General features: G+C 75.6%; 11 protein-coding genes. 6 read left to right on the plus strand and 5 right to left on the minus strand.

The annotated features are described in order from the left end of the window. A partial coding sequence (locus ACR807_RS17935) for an ATP-binding protein (RefSeq protein ID WP_438922471.1) occupies window positions 1-2,303 on the plus strand: 2,303 nt, incomplete at its 5' end. Here ACR807_RS17935 and ACR807_RS17940 read toward each other — a convergent pair. The 4 genes from ACR807_RS17940 to ACR807_RS17955 all read right to left on the minus strand — a co-directional run bounded on the left by ACR807_RS17940 (window position 2,282) and on the right by ACR807_RS17955 (window position 8,900). Next, a complete protein-coding gene (locus ACR807_RS17940; protein WP_438922472.1) occupies window positions 2,282-3,436 on the minus strand; it encodes a 4-hydroxybenzoate 3-monooxygenase in 1,155 nt (384 codons plus the stop codon). The two genes, ACR807_RS17935 and ACR807_RS17940, sit on opposite strands and share 22 nt — an antisense overlap. Window positions 3,437-3,516: 80 nt before the next feature. Beyond that, window positions 3,517-4,263 carry an IclR family transcriptional regulator gene (locus tag ACR807_RS17945; protein WP_438922473.1) on the minus strand — a complete coding sequence of 249 codons (747 nt, stop codon included), beginning with the start codon at window positions 4,261-4,263 and terminating at the stop codon, window positions 3,517-3,519. Between the two features lie 82 nt (window positions 4,264-4,345). Continuing rightward, the gene (locus ACR807_RS17950; RefSeq protein WP_438922474.1) at window positions 4,346-6,280 is read right to left on the minus strand and encodes a S8 family peptidase; all 1,935 of its coding nucleotides are present in this window, start codon (window positions 6,278-6,280) and stop codon (window positions 4,346-4,348) included. A gap of 358 nt (window positions 6,281-6,638) precedes the next feature. Continuing rightward, window positions 6,639-8,900 (minus strand): ATP-binding cassette domain-containing protein, encoded by a 2,262-nt coding sequence (locus tag ACR807_RS17955; RefSeq protein WP_438922475.1) that lies wholly within the window; start codon window positions 8,898-8,900, stop codon window positions 6,639-6,641. 75 nt (window positions 8,901-8,975) lie between these two features. Between ACR807_RS17955 and ACR807_RS17960 the strand changes: the two genes are divergently transcribed. Together ACR807_RS17960 and ACR807_RS17965 are read left to right on the plus strand one after the other, a co-directional pair. Next, a complete protein-coding gene (locus ACR807_RS17960; protein ID WP_438922476.1) occupies window positions 8,976-9,833 on the plus strand; it encodes a TetR/AcrR family transcriptional regulator C-terminal domain-containing protein in 858 nt (285 codons plus the stop codon). Beyond that, on the plus strand, window positions 9,830-10,594 hold the full coding sequence (locus ACR807_RS17965; protein ID WP_438922477.1) for a putative protein N(5)-glutamine methyltransferase: 765 nt from the start codon (window positions 9,830-9,832) through the stop codon (window positions 10,592-10,594). Before ACR807_RS17960 ends, ACR807_RS17965 begins: the two co-directional genes overlap by 4 nt. A 24-nt stretch (window positions 10,595-10,618) precedes the next feature. On the opposite strand, the gene ACR807_RS17970 is transcribed toward ACR807_RS17965, so the two are convergent. After that, the gene (locus ACR807_RS17970) at window positions 10,619-11,542 is read right to left on the minus strand and encodes a GNAT family N-acetyltransferase (protein WP_438922478.1); all 924 of its coding nucleotides are present in this window, start codon (window positions 11,540-11,542) and stop codon (window positions 10,619-10,621) included. Between the two features lie 141 nt (window positions 11,543-11,683). Between ACR807_RS17970 and ACR807_RS17975 the strand changes: the two genes are divergently transcribed. Genes ACR807_RS17975 through ACR807_RS17985 form a run of 3 tightly spaced genes read left to right on the plus strand, consistent with a single transcriptional unit; the run spans window position 11,684 to window position 16,212 of the window. Further along, window positions 11,684-12,265: a PadR family transcriptional regulator gene (locus ACR807_RS17975; RefSeq protein WP_438922479.1), complete on the plus strand. Its 582-nt coding sequence runs from the start codon at window positions 11,684-11,686 to the stop codon at window positions 12,263-12,265. Window positions 12,266-12,289: 24 nt separating this feature from the next. Further along, on the plus strand, window positions 12,290-15,076 hold the full coding sequence (locus ACR807_RS17980; protein ID WP_498371971.1) for an SCO1167/SCO6262 family helicase: 2,787 nt from the start codon (window positions 12,290-12,292) through the stop codon (window positions 15,074-15,076). Continuing rightward, window positions 15,073-16,212 (plus strand): SWIM zinc finger family protein, encoded by a 1,140-nt coding sequence (locus tag ACR807_RS17985; RefSeq protein WP_438922480.1) that lies wholly within the window; start codon window positions 15,073-15,075, stop codon window positions 16,210-16,212. The genes ACR807_RS17980 and ACR807_RS17985 overlap by 4 nt, the downstream gene beginning before the upstream one ends. Window positions 16,213-16,368 lie beyond the last annotated feature (156 nt).

The following is a 16,368-nucleotide window of genomic DNA, read 5'->3' on the forward strand; positions in this document are numbered from 1 at the left end:
GTGCCGAACGCCGGCACGGTCTCGCGCGGCGGTGTGGTGCGACGCTGGCCCTCCGGTCGCGGACCCGACCGGAGGGGGAGGTGGCCGGCGTGGTGACGCCCGAGCCGACCGGGGCCGACGAGCCCCGGTCCGCCGACCGGGACGGCCGACCGGGGGCGCGCAACACCGCCTCCGGGACCGTGGCCGGGGTGGTGCAGGCCGGTGTCGTCCACGGTGACGTGCACCTGCACGCGCCACCGCCGTCCGCGCCGGTGGTGCCGCGCCAGCTGCCCGCCGCGCCGGTGTCGTTCGCCGGGCGCGAGGCGGAGCTGACCGCGCTGGACCGCGCCCTGGCCGCCGATCCGGGCGCGGGCGCGGCGATGGTGATCTCGGCGATCGGCGGCGCGGGCGGGATCGGCAAGACCTGCCTGGCGCTGGCCTGGGCGCACCGCAACCTGCACCGGTTCCCCGACGGGCAGCTGTTCGTCGACCTGCGCGGGTTCAGCCCCACCGGGCGGCCCACCGCGCCGGGCGACGCGGTGCGCGGCTTCCTCGCCGCCCTCGGCGTCGCCCCCGACCGCCTGCCGCCGAACCTGGCCGCGCAGGCGGCGCTGTACCGGGGGCTGGTCGCGGGCAGGCGGGTGCTGGTCGTGCTGGACAACGCCGCCACGAGCGAGCAGGTCGTGCCGCTGCTGCCCGGCAGCCCGACCTGCACCGTGCTGGTCACCGGGCGCACCGGCCTGGCCTCCCTGGTCGACCGGCACGGGGCCCGCCACCTGCCGCTGGGCGTCCTCGACCGCGACGAGGCCCACGCCCTGCTGGCCCACCGCCTCGGCGACCGGCGGGTGGACGCCGAACCCGACGCGGTCGACGCGCTGATCGGGCTGTGCGGCCGGCACCCGCTGGCGCTGGCGATCACCGCCCGGCACGCCGCCGGCCGCCCGCACGTCCCGCTGGCCGAGTTCGCGGACGAGCTGCGCGAGTTCGGCCTGGAGGTGCTCGACCACGACACCGACCCCGCCGCCAGCCTGCCCGCCGTCCTCTCGTGGTCCCTGCGCCGCCTCACCGAGCCCCAGCGCCGGGTGTTCGCGCTGCTCGGGGTCGCCCCCGGCCCGGACGTCGACCTGACCGCCGCCGCCGGCCTCACCGGCCTGTCCCGGGCCGAGGCGCGCAAGGCCCTGCACGCCCTGGCGGACGCCTCCCTGCTCGACCGGCACCCGCGCGGGCGCCACTCGATGCACGACCTGGTCCGCGCCTACGCCGCCGGCCTCGCCCACGACCTGCCCGAGCCGGTGCGGCGGGCGGCGCTGGACCGGGTGGTCGACTCCTACCTGCACACCGCGTTCGCCGCCGCCCGCCTGCTCAAGCCGCAGCGCACGCCGATCCGGCTCGACCCGCCCGTCCCCGGCGCCCACCCGCACCCGCTGCCGGACCACGCCGCCGCGCTGCACTGGCTGGACGCCCACCACGCCCACCTGCTGGCCGCCCAGCGCACCGCCGCCGCCCTGCACCGGCACGCGGCGGTGTGGCAGATCGCCTGGACCCTGCACACCTTCCACCGGCGGCGCGGGCACCGGCACGACGCGCTGGCCGCGTGGTCGGCCGCGGCGGACGCCGCCGACCACCTGCCCGACCCCGCCGGGCGCGCCCTCGCCCACCGGCTCCTCGGCGGCGCCCACGCCGACCTGGGGCAGCACGAGCAGGCCGTCGTCCACCTGCACCGGGCCCTCGCGCAGACCGAACAGGACGGCACCCCCGCCCAGCGGGCCCACGCCCACCACGCCCTCGCCCGGGTCTGGGAGCAGCGGGGCGACGACCACCGGGCGCTGGAGCACGCCCGCCGCGCCCTGGACCTCTTCCGCGCCCTCGGCCAGTCGGTGTGGGAAGCCGACGCGGGCACCGCCGTGGGCTGGTGCGCCGCCCGCCTGGGCGACCACGACACCGCCCGCGAGCACTGCCTCGCCTCCCTCGCGCTGCACCGCCGGCACCACAACCCCGAGGGCGAGGCGGACGCGCTGGACGGCCTGGGCTTCATCGACCACCGCACCGGCCACCACGACCGGGCCGCCGACCACCACGAGCAGGCCCTCGCCCGGTACCGCGCCCTCGGCCACACCGCGGCCGCCGCCGACACCCTCGACCGCCTCGCCCGCGCCCGCGCCGCCCTCGGCCACCGCGCCCGCGCCCGCGCGGCGTGGGAGGAGGCGCTGGAGCTCTACCGGCGACTGGGCCGCGACGGCGGGGCCGACGGCGTCCGGCGGCGGCTCGCCGACCTCGACCCGGCGCCGGGGGCCGAGGGGGCTCAGAACGGCAGGCCCGCGTAGTTCTCCGCCAGGCCGGTGGCCGCCGCGGTGGACGAGCACACGTACCGCAGTTGGCTGAGCTGCAGCTCCCGGTCCAGCGGGTCGCCGGTGGTGTGCAGCATCGTGGTCATCCACCAGGAGAAGTGCGTGCACCGCCACACCCGGTGCAGCGCCCGCTCCTCGTAGCCGTCGAGCAGGTCCGTGCGGCCGTCGCCGAAGAACGCCTCCAGCGCCCGCGCCAGCACGGCGACGTCCGCGACGGCCAGGTTGAGGCCCTTCGCGCCGGTCGGCGGCACGATGTGCGCGGCGTCGCCCACCAGGAACAGCCGACCGTGCCGCATCGGCGTGCTGACGAAGCTGCGCATCGGCGTGATGCCCTTGTCCACCACCGGGCCGTGCTCCAGCGACCACCCGTCCAGGCCCAGCCGGGTGTCCAGCGCGGACCAGATCCGCTCGTCCGACCAGTCCTCGATCCGCTCGCCCGGGTCGACCTGGAGGTAGAGCCTGCTCAGCACGGGCGACCTCATGCTGTGCATGGCGAACCCGTCCGGGTGCCAGGCGTAGATCAGCTCGTCGGTCGACGGCGGCACCTCGGCCAGGACGCCCAGCCACGCGAACGGGTAGTGCCGCTCCCACTGGGTGCGCAGCGCCACCGGGATCGTCTCCCGGCTCACGCCGCGGAAGCCGTCCGCGCCCACCACCACGTCGGCGGTGACGCGCCGCGGCGTGCCGGAGGCGTCCACGTAGGACACCGAGGGGTGGTCGGTGTCGAGGTCGTGCAGCGCGGTGCCGCTCACCTCGAAGCGCACGTGCTCGTGCCGCGCGGCCAGCAGGTCCTTCACGACCTCGGTCTGCCCGTACACCCACACCGAGCGCCCGGTCAGCTCGTGCAGGTCGAGGCGGTGGCGCGTCCCGGGCCACTGGAGGTGGAGGCCGTCGTGCCGCAGCCCCTCGGTCTTGAGCCGGTCGCCGAGACCGGCGTCGGTGAGCAGGTCGACGGTGCCCTGCTCCAGCACGCCGGCCCGGACGCGGGCCTCGACGTAGGCGCGGGAGCGGCTCTCCAGCACGACCGAGTCCACGCCGTGCAGGGAGAGCAGGTGGGAGAGCAACAACCCGGCGGGACCGGCACCGACGATGGCTACCTGTGTGCGCATGGCGGCCAAGCCTGCTCCGCGCCCCCGCCGCGGCCAAGGCGCGGCTTCCGCTCAGCGGCAGTCGGGGCGGGGGAGGGTTTTCACGGTCGGGCGAGCACCCGCGAGATGCCGCCCGCGGCGACGCGCAGCGCCGTGACGTGCCGCTCGGGGTCGCGGTGGGTCGCCACGACCAGGCCGAGCGCGGCCACCACCGCGCCCGCCGGGCCGGCCACCGGGACCGCCACCGAGCAGGAGCCCAGCGTCATCTCCTGCGCGGTGCGCGCGTGCCCGCGGCGGCGCACCTCGGCCAGCTCGCGCAGCAGCCGGCCCGGCTCGGTGATCGTGTACGGCGTGCACCGCTCCGGCCCGGCGACGACCTGGGCGACGACCTCCCGCGGCGCGTGCGCCAGGAGCACCTTGCCGACGCCGGTGGCGTGCAGCGGCAACCGGCCGCCGGGCCGGCTCACCACCGGCACCGAGCCGTGGCCGTGGATGCGCTCCAGGTAGAGGGCGGAGGTGTCGTCGCGCACGGCGAGGTGCACGTTCTCCCTGGTCGCCTCGTACAGGTCCTGCATGAACGGCAGCGCCGCCTCGCGCAGCTCGACCTGCACGCGGGCCAGCAGCCCGAGCTGCCACAGCCGCCGGCCGACGACGTACCGGCGGTCGGGGAGGCGTTCCAGCACCTGCTGCGCGACCAGGTCGCGGACCAGCCGGTGCGCGGTGGACAGCGGCAGGCCGCCGCGCCGGGCCAGCTCGGCCAGCGGCAACCCGTCCGGGTGCCCGTCGAGGGCGCCCAGCACGGCGAGCGCGCGGGCCACCACGCTCCTGCCCGAGGACCCACCCGCCACCGGCCGAACGTAGGGGCCGCCCGGGCGCGCGTCAACGCCGGAGGGGCCGGCGGGCGCACCCGCCGGCCCCCGGACTAGCGGGTCACGCCGCGGTGACCGAGACGTCGTCCAGCACGAACGAGGTCTGGTAGGACCAGTCCTCCGCGCCGGTGAAGCTCAGCGCCACGCTCTGGCCCGCGAAGGCGCCGAGGCTGAAGGTGCGCACCTCGTAGCCCGACGGGGTCAGGTTGGTGTAGGTCGCCAGGGTGGTCGAACCGGCCTTGACGGTGAAGGTGTCGAACACCTCCGGCTCGTACTCCGACGTGCTGACCTTCAGCCAGATCGACAGCGTCGTGGCGGTGCACCCGGCCGGGACGGTGACGGTCTGGCTGAGCGTCTCCGTGGCCGTGTAGCCGTAGCCGCCGATCCAGGACGACTGACCGCCGGTGCGCGGCGCGCCGGCCCCGGTCCACGGGCCGATCGTCCAGGTGGCGTTGGACCAGCCCGCCGTGCCGCTCTCGAAGCCGCCGTTGGCGACCTTCTCACCGGGCGCGGAGCAGGAGCCCCCCGTCGGGGTGACCGTCCAGGTGAACGACGCCGAGCCGGTGCCGCCCGCCGAGTCGGTGGCGGTCGCGGTCACCGGGTAGGTGCCCGCGGTGGTGGGGGTGCCGGAGACCAGGCCGGTCGAGGTGTTGACCGACAGGCCGGGCGGCAGGCCGGTGGCCGACCAGGTGTACGGCGGGGTGCCGCCGCTGGCCTTGAGCTGGAGGCTCGTGGCGGTACCGACGGTGCCGGTCTGGTTGCCGGGCGGGGTGACGGACGGGTTGCCCGGGCCGGGGCCGCCGCCGGTGTTGGTGAACAGCAGCCGGTTCGGCGAACCGGTGCCCGGCGAGGTGATCTTGTTGGGGGTGGAGTTGGTGACCATCGTGCTCGCGACCTGCGCGGGCGTCAGCGACGGCGTGGCGCCGAGCAGCAGGGCCGCGCCGCCCGCGACGTGCGGGGCGGCCATCGACGTGCCGCTGATGGTGTTGGTCGCGGTGTCGTTGGTGTTCCAGGTCGAGGTGATGTTCTGGCCGGGCGCGAAGATGTCGCTGCACGTGCCGTAGTTGGAGAACGAGGCGCGGGCGTCGGCGTTGGTCGAGGCGTTGACCGTGATCGCCTCGGCGACGCGCGCCGGGGTGAAGTTGCAGGCGTCGGCGTTGGAGTTGCCCGAGGCGATGGCGTAGGTGACGCCGTCGGCGATCGAGTTGCGCACCGCGGTCTCGCCGGTCACGTCGCTGCCCTGGCCGCCGAGGCTCATGTTCGCCACGGCCGGGCCGGAGGTGTGGTGGCCGGTGACCCAGTCGATGCCCGCGGCGACGCCCGCGAACGAGCCGGAGCCGGCGCAGTTGAGCACCTTCACGGCGATGAGCGTGACGCCCTTGGCGACGCCGTGGGCGGTGCCGCCGACCGTGCCGGCGACGTGCGTGCCGTGGCCGTTGCAGTCGGTGTTGTTGGTGTCGACGGTGTTGGTGCCCCAGGTCGCCCGCCCGCCGAAGTCGGAGTGGGTCGTCCGGATGCCCGTGTCGATGATGTAGGCGGTGACGCCGGAACCGGTGTTCGGGTAGGTGTAGGACGAGTCCAGCGGCAGGTCGCGCTGGTCGAGTCGGTCCAGGCCCCACGACGGCGGGTTGGGCTGGGTGTCGGTCGCCCGGACCTCGCCGTTCTGCTGGACGTAGGCGACGCCGGGTTCGGCGGCGAGCGCCCGGGCGTCCTTCTCGGACAGCGCGCCCGCGAAGCCCTTGAGCGCGTGGCGGTAGGTGAAGTCGACCCGCGCGTCGTACTTGGCGCTCAGGTCGGCGGTGAGCGCGTCGGCGCTCTGGGCGGACAGCTGGTCGTAGACGACGATGTAGCTGTCCGGGATCGCGGTCGGGTTGTTCGCGCCGAGGATCTCTCCCTCGGCGGCGGCGGGTGTGGCGCCGGTGGTCAGGGCCAGTGCCGTGAGGGCCGCTGTGCCTAACGAGACCAGGGCGCGCCTGGGTGCGCGAACGTCTCCCATCGCAGGGTTCTCCCTCGTGCAGGGGTTCCGGCTGACCCGATGCGGCTCGGGCCCGCCGGGATCGGGGTGGTTCCCGGTCACGTTCGCGCGGACGTGGTCGGGAACGTTAGAGGAGCCCTCCTACCTGGACAATCGGCCGCACGTGGGAACACCGTGCGGGGTGCCGAACCCCGGTCGGGTGAACGCCGCCGGCTTGGTACCACTGGTCCCTATTACTTCAGTGTTGACAAAAAGAAATCCTCGGTGTCACGCAGGTCAGGGCGGTCAACCACAGCCGCGAACTGAAGGACGCCCGAGAAGAACCGGGGCCACGGGGGCGAGGTGGGCGGGGGCCGGTGCGGGCCCCCGCCCACGGGCGTCACCGGCCGACGTAGGCGCGGAGGTGTCGGGCGGTGAGGGTGTCGGCGGTGTCGACGAGGGCGGTGGGGGTGCCTTCGAAGACGACGCGCCCGCCGTCGTGGCCGGCTCCCGGGCCGAGGTCGACGATCCAGTCGGCGTGGGCCATGACGGCCTGGTGGTGCTCGATGACGATGACGGTGTCGCCGTTGTCGACGAGGCGGTCGAGCAGGGCGAGGAGCTGGTCGACGTCGGCGAGGTGCAGGCCGGTGGTGGGTTCGTCGAGGATGTAGGTGGACGCCTTCTCGGCCATGTGGATGGCGAGCTTGAGGCGTTGGCGCTCGCCGCCGGAGAGGGTGGTGAGGGGTTGGCCGAGGGAGAGGTAGCCGAGGCCGACGTCGACGAGCCGTTCGAGGACGGCGTGGACCTGCTTCTCGGTGAAGAAGGCGCGGGCTTCGGTGACGGACATGGCGAGGACGTCGCTGATGTCCTTGCCGCGCAGGGTGTAGGTGAGGACCTCGGGGGTGAACCGCTTGCCGGCGCACTCCTCGCAGGTGGTGGCGACGCCGGCCATCATGGCGAGGTCGGTGTAGACGAGGCCGATGCCCTTGCACTTGGGGCAGGCGCCTTCGCTGTTGGCGCTGAAGAGGGCGGGTTTGACGCCGTTGGCCTTGGCGAAGGCGGTGCGGACGGGGTCGAGGAGCCCGGTGTAGGTGGCGGGGTTGGAGCGGCGGGAGCCGCGGATGGGGGACTGGTCGACGGTGACGACGCCGGGGCGGCCGGCGAGTGAGCCGTGGACGAGGCTGGACTTGCCGGAGCCGGCGACGCCGGTGACGACGGTGAGGACGCCGAGGGGGATGTCGACGGAGACGTCCTGGAGGTTGTGCAGGGTGGCGCCGGTGATGGGGAGGTGGCCGGTGGGGGTGCGGACGTGGTCGCGGAGTCGGGCGCGGTGGTCGAGGTGGCGTCCGGTGAGGGTGTCGGAGGCGCGGAGTTCGGCGACGGTGCCGGTGAAGGTGATGTGCCCGCCGCGGGTGCCGGCGCCGGGGCCGAGGTCGACGACGTGGTCGGCGATGGAGATGGTCTCGGGTTTGTGCTCGACGACGAGGACGGTGTTGCCCTTGTCGCGCAGGAGGAGCAGGAGGTCGTTCATGCGCTGGATGTCGTGGGGGTGCAGGCCGACGGTGGGTTCGTCGAAGACGTAGGTGACGTCGGTGAGGGCGCTGCCGAGGTGGCGGACCATCTTGACGCGTTGGGCCTCGCCGCCGGAGAGGGTGGCGGAGGGGCGGTCGAGGCTGAGGTAGCCGAGGCCGATGCCGACGAGGGAGTCGAGGAGTTCGCGCAGGGTGGTGAGCACGGGGCCGACGGAGTGGTCGGTGATCTTGTCGATCCAGGCGGCGAGGTCGCTGATCTGCATGGCGGAGCAGTCGGCGATGGTGGTGCCGTTGATGGTGCTGGAGAGGGCGGCGGCGTTGAGGCGGGCGCCGCGGCAGTCGGGGCAGCGGGTGAAGGTGACGGCGCGGTCGACGAAGGCGCGGATGTGGGGTTGCATGTTCTCGCGGTCCTTGGCGAGGTAGAGGCGTTGGACCTTGGGGAGGAGGCCTTCGTAGGTGACGTTGGTCTTGCCGAGCTTGACCTTGGTGGGTTCGCGGTGGAGGAGGGCGTCGCGCTCGTCGGGGGTGAAGTCGGCGATCTTCTTGTCGGGGTCGAGGAAGCCGGACTGGATGTAGGTCTGGACGTACCAGTTGTCGACGGTGAAGCCGGGGACGGTGATGGCGCCGTCGTTGAGGGACTTGGTGTGGTCGACGAGTTGGTCGACGTCGATGGTGGAGACGCGGCCGAGTCCTTCGCAGCGGGGGCACATGCCTTCGGGGAGGTTGAAGCTGAAGGCGCCGCTGGTGCCGATGCGGGGTGTGCCGAGGCGGCTGAAGAGGATGCGGAGCGCGGTGTTGGCGTCGGTGGCGGTGCCGACGGTGGAGCGGGAGTTGGCGCCCATGCGTTCCTGGTCGACGATGATGGCGGCGCTGAGGTTGCGCAGGGCGTCGACGTCGGGGCGGCCGAGGTTGGGCATGAAGGACTGGATGAACGCGGTGTAGGTCTCGTTGATGAGGCGTTGTGATTCGGCGGCGATGGTGCCGAAGACGAGGCTGGACTTGCCGGAGCCGGAGACGCCGGTGAAGACGGTGAGTCGTCGTTTGGGGATGTCGAGGGAGATGTCGGCGAGGTTGTTCTCGCGTGCGCCGCGTACTTCGATGACGTCGTGGCTGTCGGCGGGCATGCCCATGGCTGTCTTCCCCCAGGTTTGTTTATGGCGTAAAGTGATCCCGGGAACAGTACTTTACGTTGTAAGGAGTCGCAAGTGGTGGTGTACGCCGGGCAGGGTGACCCGCGTCGGTCGATGCGGCTGCTGTGGCGGGCCGCCGAGGGCGGTGGTGAGGGCGGGGCGGACGGGGGCGGGACGCGGCCGGGGCCGAAGCAGGGCCTGAGCGTGGACGCGGTGGTGCGCGCGGCGGTGGAGGTCGCCGACGGCGGGGGGATGGCGGCGCTGTCGATGCGGGCGGTGGGGGAGCGGCTGGGGCGCACGGCGATGGCGCTCTACACCTACGTGCCGAACAAGGCCGAGCTGGTCGACCTGATGTACGACCAGGTGCTGCGGGAGCTGCCCGCGCGCTACCCGTCGGACGGCGGGTGGCGCGCGGCGCTGGAGGCGTGGGCGGCGGACACCCGGGCGTTCTACCTGCGCCACCCGTGGGTGTTGCAGGTGTCGCAGGCCCGGCCGGTGCTGGGGCCGGGGGAGTTCGGGGCGCTGGAGGCGTTGGTGGGGGTGCTGCGGGGGACGGGCCTGCCGCGGCGGGAGCTGCGGGGTGTGGTGGCCGCGTTGACGCAGTTCGTGCGGGGCGCGGCGGCGGGGGTGTCGGACGCGCGGCGGGCGGCGGCGGAGACCGGGGTGTCGGACGAGGAGTGGTGGTACGCGCGGTCGCCGCTGCTCGACGAGGTGGCGGCGGACTTCGCCGACCGGTTCCCGCTGGCGACGTGGGTCGGGGAGGAGGAGCCGCCGCCGGTGCCGGACGACCCGTGCGCGTCCTACCCGGAGCGGGGGGCGCTGGAGGGCTTCACCACGGGGTTGGCGGTGCTGCTGGACGGCATCGGGGTCGCGGTGGCCCGCCACCGAGACCGGCCGCCGGCGGGTTCCGGGCGGGAGGCGCTCCGCCCGTGATCGTCACCGATGTCGTCGCCCGGCTGCGCGCCGCCGGGTGCGTGTTCGCCGAGGACGAGGCGCGGTTGCTCGTCGAGGCCGCCGCGGACGAGGCGGAGCTGCGGTCGTTGACCGAGCGGCGCGTCGCCGGCCTCCCGCTGGAGCACGTGCTCGGCTGGGCCGAGTTCGACGGGCTGCGCGTCGCGGTGGACCCCGGCGTGTTCGTGCCGCGCCGCCGCACGGGGCACCTGGTGCGGCTGGCCGTGGCCGCGGCGCGGCCGGGCGCGGTCGTGCTCGACCTGTGCTGCGGTTCGGGCGCGGTGGCCGCCGCGGTGGCGCGCCGGCTGCCCGGCGCGGAGGTGCACGCGGCCGACGTCGACCCGGCCGCGGTGGCCTGCGCGCGCCGCAACCTGCCGTCCGGGCAGGTGCACCTGGGCGACCTGTACGGGGCGCTGCCCGGGTCGTTGCTGGGGCGGGTGGACGTGCTGGTGGCCAACGCGCCGTACGTGCCGACCGACGCGGTGGCGCTGATGCCGCCCGAGGCGCGCGACCACGAGCCGCTGGTGGCGCTGGACGGCGGCGCCGACGGGCTGGACGTGCAGCGGCGCGTGGTCGCCGACGCGCGGCGGTGGTTGGCGCCGGGCGGGACGCTGGTGGTGGAGACCGGGCGTCGCCAGGCGCCGGCGACGGCGGCGGCGTTCACCGGGGTCGGGCTGGAGGCGCGGGTCGTCGTGGACGACGACCTGGACGCCACCGCGGTGGTCGGCCGCGCCGCCCGCTGACCCGGTGCCGGGCACGCGGTCCGGTCAGGTGCCGAGCACGCCGTCGCTCAGCTCGCGCGCGACGTCGAGGTGCCCGGCGTGGCGCGCGTACTCCTGGAGCAGGTGGAACAGCACCCAGGCCAGGGTGGGGCGCGGCGCGCCGGTCGACTCCCAGCGGGCGACCCGGTCGGTGAGCGCGGCCCCGGCGGCGATCTCGCGGGAGCGGGCGCACTCCTCGAGGTAGGAGGCGCGGATGCCCTCGGTGGTGTCGCCGTCCTCGACGACCCACTCGGCGTGCGGCACGCGGGGGTCGCCGTACGGGTGGACGACGTCCTCGCCGCGGAAGCAGTGGCGCAGCCAGCGCCGTTCGACGTGCGTGAGGTGCTTGAGCATCGCCAGCGGCGCCCAGCCCGAGGGCAGGCGGCTGGTGCGCAGCTCCTCCTCGGACATGCCCTGCAGCTTGCGCAGCACCGTGTCGCGGTGGAAGTCGAGGTAGGCGTGGAGGAGCTCGGCGGGGTCGGCCAGGTCGGGGGAGGGTTCGGCGGGCACCCGCAGCCGCGCCGAGACCCGGTCGCCGGTGGTCTCCAGCTCCGCGCCGGCCTTGGTCAGCAGCGCCAGCGCCGCGGCGTTGTCCGCGGTGGTCTCGGCGACGACGGTGGGCACGCCCCGGCCGGGCGCCCGCTCCAGGAGGCGGTGCAGGGCGGCCAGGCCCACGCCGGCGCCCCGTGCGCGCCGCGCCACCCAGATGCCGGTCTCGCCCGCGTCGGTCAGCCGGATCATGCCCACCGTGCGGTCGTCGTCGAGGATCTCGTAGGCGTCGCGCCGGAAGCCGCGGTAGAACTCGCGGAACTCGTCGGGCCGGTCCGGTGCCCAGCCGGCCGGCATGACGTCGGCGGGGTCGGCGTCCTCGACGGCCAGGGCGAGCAGCCGTTCCACGCCCGCGTCGTCCACCTGCCGCAACCTGATCACGTCGTCGACCCCTCCTCCGGGTGCGTGCGGGAGCGCGGCGCGCGTGCCGCCGGCCGTCGCCGGCACCCATCCTGCGCGATCTACCCTGTGCGCGGGAACGGGATTACGCGGCGACCTCGGGCACCGCGGGACGAGGACGCGATGTCGGCGACGCGGTTGCTGGTGCTCGGGGTGGTGCGCGGTTACGGGCGCGCCCACGGCTACCTGATCGGCAACGACCTGATGGCGTGGGGCGCGGGCGAGTGGGCCAACGTCAAGTGGGGCTCGATCTACCACGCGCTCAAGCAGCTCACCAAGGACGGCCACCTGATCGACTCCACCGTGCCGCCGGGGCGCACCGACTACGAGATCACGCCGCGCGGCGACGCCGAGCACGGGCGGCTGCTGCGCGACGCGCTGCGCCGCCCCGAGACCCGTCCCGACCTGCTGGCCGCCGGGCTGGCGCTGCTGCCGTCGCTGCCGCGCGCGGACGCGGTCGAGCTGCTCGGGCAGCGCCTCGCCGCCCTGGAGGCGCGCCGCGACGCCGCCCGCGAGCAGGCCGCCGGGTGGCGCGAACCCGCCCACGTCGCCGAGCTGTACCGGCTGTGGGAGCACGCGGCGGCCGGTGGCGCGGAGTGGACCAGGGGGCTGCTCGACCGGTTGCGGGGCGGCGCCTACCCCATGGCGGGCGAGCCGGGTTCGCCCGGTGAACCCGGCAGCTGGGGTAGACTCAAACTTGAATAGCCAGGGGGAGCGCTGAACACAGGGTTGGAGCGGTACGCGGCCGTCTTCGAGGCCGCCGACCCGCCGCGGACGTCCACGATCGCCTTCTACACCCACCCCGACCAGGGGCCGCCCGACCCGTCCGCGCCCGCCGACCCGCCCGTGGACGGGAACCCGCCCGCGCACGGTGACGTGCCCGTGGACGGGGGCCTGCCGGCGGACGCCGAGGTGGTCGTGGCCACCGCGGACGGTTCCCGCCGCACCGCGCCCGCCGCGCGCGTGCCGCTGACCGAGGCCATCCCCCTGCTCGGCCGGGCCCGCCGCACCGGCCGCGCGCACCCCGCCACCGCCTTCTGGGGCGCCGCCGTCGTGCTCGCCCTCGGCCTGGTGGCCCGCGGCCGGGTGCGGCCCGCCGTCACCGACGGCGACTTCGACGCCTGGCGGCTCGGCCCGCTCGACGCCGCCGACCACGCCCGCGTGCGCGACCTCGCCCGCGCCATGCCGCCGCACGCCCGCGCCGTCCCGCTGACGGGACGCGACCCCGCCGAGCTGCCCGACGCCGAACCCCTCCTGCGGGCCTTCCTCGACGCCGTCGCCGACACCGTGCCGCGCGGCGCGGCGGCCGCGCGCGCCGCCGGAGCGCCCGCGTTCGCCTCGCCCGAACCCCAGCGCGTGCCGCACCTGCGCGGCTGGGCCGACCAGGGCGTCCGCATCTCCCTGCGGGTGGAGGGCGCGGAGGCGTTCCGCGTCGTCGTGCAGGTCCACGACCTCGCCGACCCCAGCCTCGTCGTGGACGCCGCCGAGCTGTGGGCGGGCGCCGGCCACCGCCTGCGCGCCGACGCCACGGTCGCCCTGCGCCGCGCCGCCCGCGCCTACCCGCCGCTGGAACCGCTGCTCGACCGGCCCGTGCCCGACGCGACCGCCCTCACCGACGGCGACGTCGAGCTGCTGCTCACCACCGGCGCCGTGCGCCTGGCCGGCGCGGGCGTCGACGTGCACTGGCCCAAGGACCTGGTGCGCGACCTCACCTCCCGGGTCGTGCTCGGCGGCGACCGCGCCGACCGGCCGTCGTTCTTCGGACCGGACCGGCTCACCGCGGTGAACTGGCAGCTCGCCCTGGGCGAGGACCCCCTCACCCCCGAGGAGCTGGACCTGCTCGCCGAGGCGCACCGGCCCGTCGTGCGGCTGCGCGACCGCTGGACCCTCGTCGACCCCGAACTGGCCCGCCGCGCCCGCGACCGTGTCCTCAAGCCCGTCACCGCCCTCGACGCGCTCGGCGCCGCCCTCACCGGCACCACCGAGGTCGACGGCGTCGAGGTCCCCGTCACCACCACCGGCTGGCTCGACGACCTCAGGGCCGACCTGGCCCGCGACGAGCCGATCGGCCGGCCCGCCGCGCTGGCCGCCACCCTGCGCGACTACCAGCTGCGCGGCCTGCGGTGGCTGCACCGCATGACCTCCCTCGGCCTGGGCGGCTGCCTGGCCGACGACATGGGCCTGGGCAAGACCGTCACCCTCATCGCCCTGCACCTGCACCGCCGCGCGCACCTGCCGGACGCGGACGGCCCCACCCTCGTGGTGTGCCCGACGTCGCTGCTGGGCAACTGGCAGCGCGAGGTCGAGCGCTTCGCGCCCGGCGTGCCCGTGCGCCGCTACCACGGCCCCGGCCGCGACCTGGCCCGCGACGCCGACCACACCGGGTTCGTCCTGACCACCTACACCACCATGCGGCTCGACGCCGACGCGCTCGCCGGGCACGGGTGGGACCTGGTCGTCGCCGACGAGGCCCAGCACGTCAAGAACCCCGCCTCCGACACCGCCAAGGCCCTGCGCCGCGTCCCCGCCCGCGCCCGCGTCGCCCTCACCGGCACCCCGGTGGAGAACACCCTCTCCGAGCTGTGGGCCGTGCTCGACTGGACCACCCCCGGCCTGCTCGGCACGCTGCCGCGCTTCCGCGCCCGCTGGGCCAAGCCCGTCGAGGTCGACCGCGACGCCGCCACCGCCGCCCGCCTCGGCCGGCTCGTCGCGCCGTTCCTGCTGCGCCGCCGCAAGTCCGACCCCGGCATCGCGCCCGAACTGCCCGCCAAGACCGAGACCGACCACCCGGTGGCGCTCACCCGCGAGCAGGCCGCCCTCTACGAGGCCGTCGTCCGCGAACTCATGGCCGACATCGCCGGCTCCGACGGCATCGCCCGCCGCGGCAAGGTCGTGCGCCTGCTCACCGCCCTCAAGCAGGTGTGCAACCACCCCGCCCAGTACCTCAAGGAGGGCTCGCCGGTCCTGGCCGGGCGCTCCGGCAAGCTCGAACTGCTCGACGAGCTGCTCGACACCATCCTCGCCGAGGACGGCTCCGTGCTCGTGTTCACCCAGTACGTCGCCATGGCCCGTCTGCTCGAACGCCACCTCGCCGCCCGCGGCACCACCACCGCGTTCCTGCACGGCGGCACGCCCGTCGCCGCCCGCGAGGAGATGGTCCGCCGCTTCCAGGACGGCGGGGTGCCGGTGTTCCTGCTCTCCCTCAAGGCCGCCGGCACCGGCCTCAACCTCACCCGCGCCGACCACGTCGTGCACTACGACCGGTGGTGGAACCCCGCCGTGGAGGACCAGGCCACCGACCGCGCCCACCGCATCGGCCAGACCCGGCCCGTGCAGGTGCACCGGCTCGTCGCGGAGGGCACCGTCGAGGACCGGATCGCCGCCATGCTGCGCGCCAAGCGCGACCTCGCCGACTCCGTGCTGGCCCGCGGCGAGGCCGCGCTGACCGAGCTGACCGACGCCGAGCTGGCCGACCTCGTCGCGCTGCGCGGCCCGGAGCGGGGGAGCGGCCGGTGACCGAGCGCGTGAAGGGCTTCCCCGCGTTCGGCAAGGGCGTGCGCCACGCCCGCAGCTGGTGGGGCCGGGCCTGGCTCCAGGCCCTGGAGGACACCTCCCTGGACCAGGCGCCGCTGCGCCAGGGCCGCAAGTACGCCCACGCCGGGCTGGTCGGCACCATCACCGTCAGCCCCGGCCGGCTCGACGCCGTCGTGCACGACCCCGACGACACCTACCGCACCACCGTGCGCCTCACCCCGCTCACCGACGCCGAGTGGCGGCGCTTCCTCGACCGCGTCGCCGGCAAGGCGGGCCACCTGGCCGCGCTGCTCGACCACGAGGTGCCCCGCGACCTCGTCGACACCGCCGCCGACGCGGGCGTGCCGCTGCTGCCCGGCATCGGCGACCTCGACCCCGAGTGCACCTGCCCCGGCTGGGAACTGCCCTGCCGCCACGCCGCCGCCCTGTGCCACCAGGCCGCGTGGCTGCTCGACGCCGACCCGTGGGTGCTGCTCCTGCTGCGCGGGCGCGACCGCGACGAGGTCGTCGCCGGCGCCCGGCCCGCCACCACCGGCACCCCCGCCACGACCGCCTACGCCGCGCCGCCGGTCGCCCTGCCCGACGACCCGCCGGCCGCCGACCCGGACCCGCCGCCCGACTTCGACCCCGCGCCCGGCGTGGAGCCCGCCGTGCTGCGCCTGCTCGTCGCCGACGCCGCCGCCAAGGCCCGCGACCTGCTGGCCACCGGCCGGTGGCCGGCCGACGACGAGCGCCGCGACCGGGTCCGCCTGGTCGCCGCCCACCCCGCGCTGCGCGACCTGCCCGGGGCGCTCGACCGGCTCGACGCCGACCCGCGCGCCGTCCGCGCGTGGCGCCAGGGCGGCCCGGCCGCGCTCGACGTGCTGGAACGGCCCTGGACGCCCGACCGCGCCGAGACCAACCGCGCCCGCGCCGCCTGGGACCGCGCCGAGCTGCCCGCCCCGACCGTCCGCGCCAACCGGTGGACGGTGCGCGCACCGGGCGGCGACCGGCAGCTGCGCTACGGCCGCGACGGCCTGTGGTACCCGTACCGCGCCCGCGCCGGCCGCTGGTGGCCCACCGGCACCCCGACCCGCGACCCGGCCGCCGCGTACACCGCGTTCACCGACCACGACTGACCGTCGACACCCGGGAGCCCGTGGACCGGGAAACTGTCGACGCACGCCCGTACCACCACAGGTGTGGTACCACACCTGTGGTGGAAAAGCGGGGGCCCGCCCGCACGACCCCGGCGGCACTGGGGGTTGCCGCGGACGCCGTGCGGGCGGGGGAGG

Source organism: Saccharothrix sabaoui (assembly GCF_051756985.1).
Classification (GTDB): Bacteria; Actinomycetota; Actinomycetes; order Mycobacteriales; family Pseudonocardiaceae; genus Actinosynnema.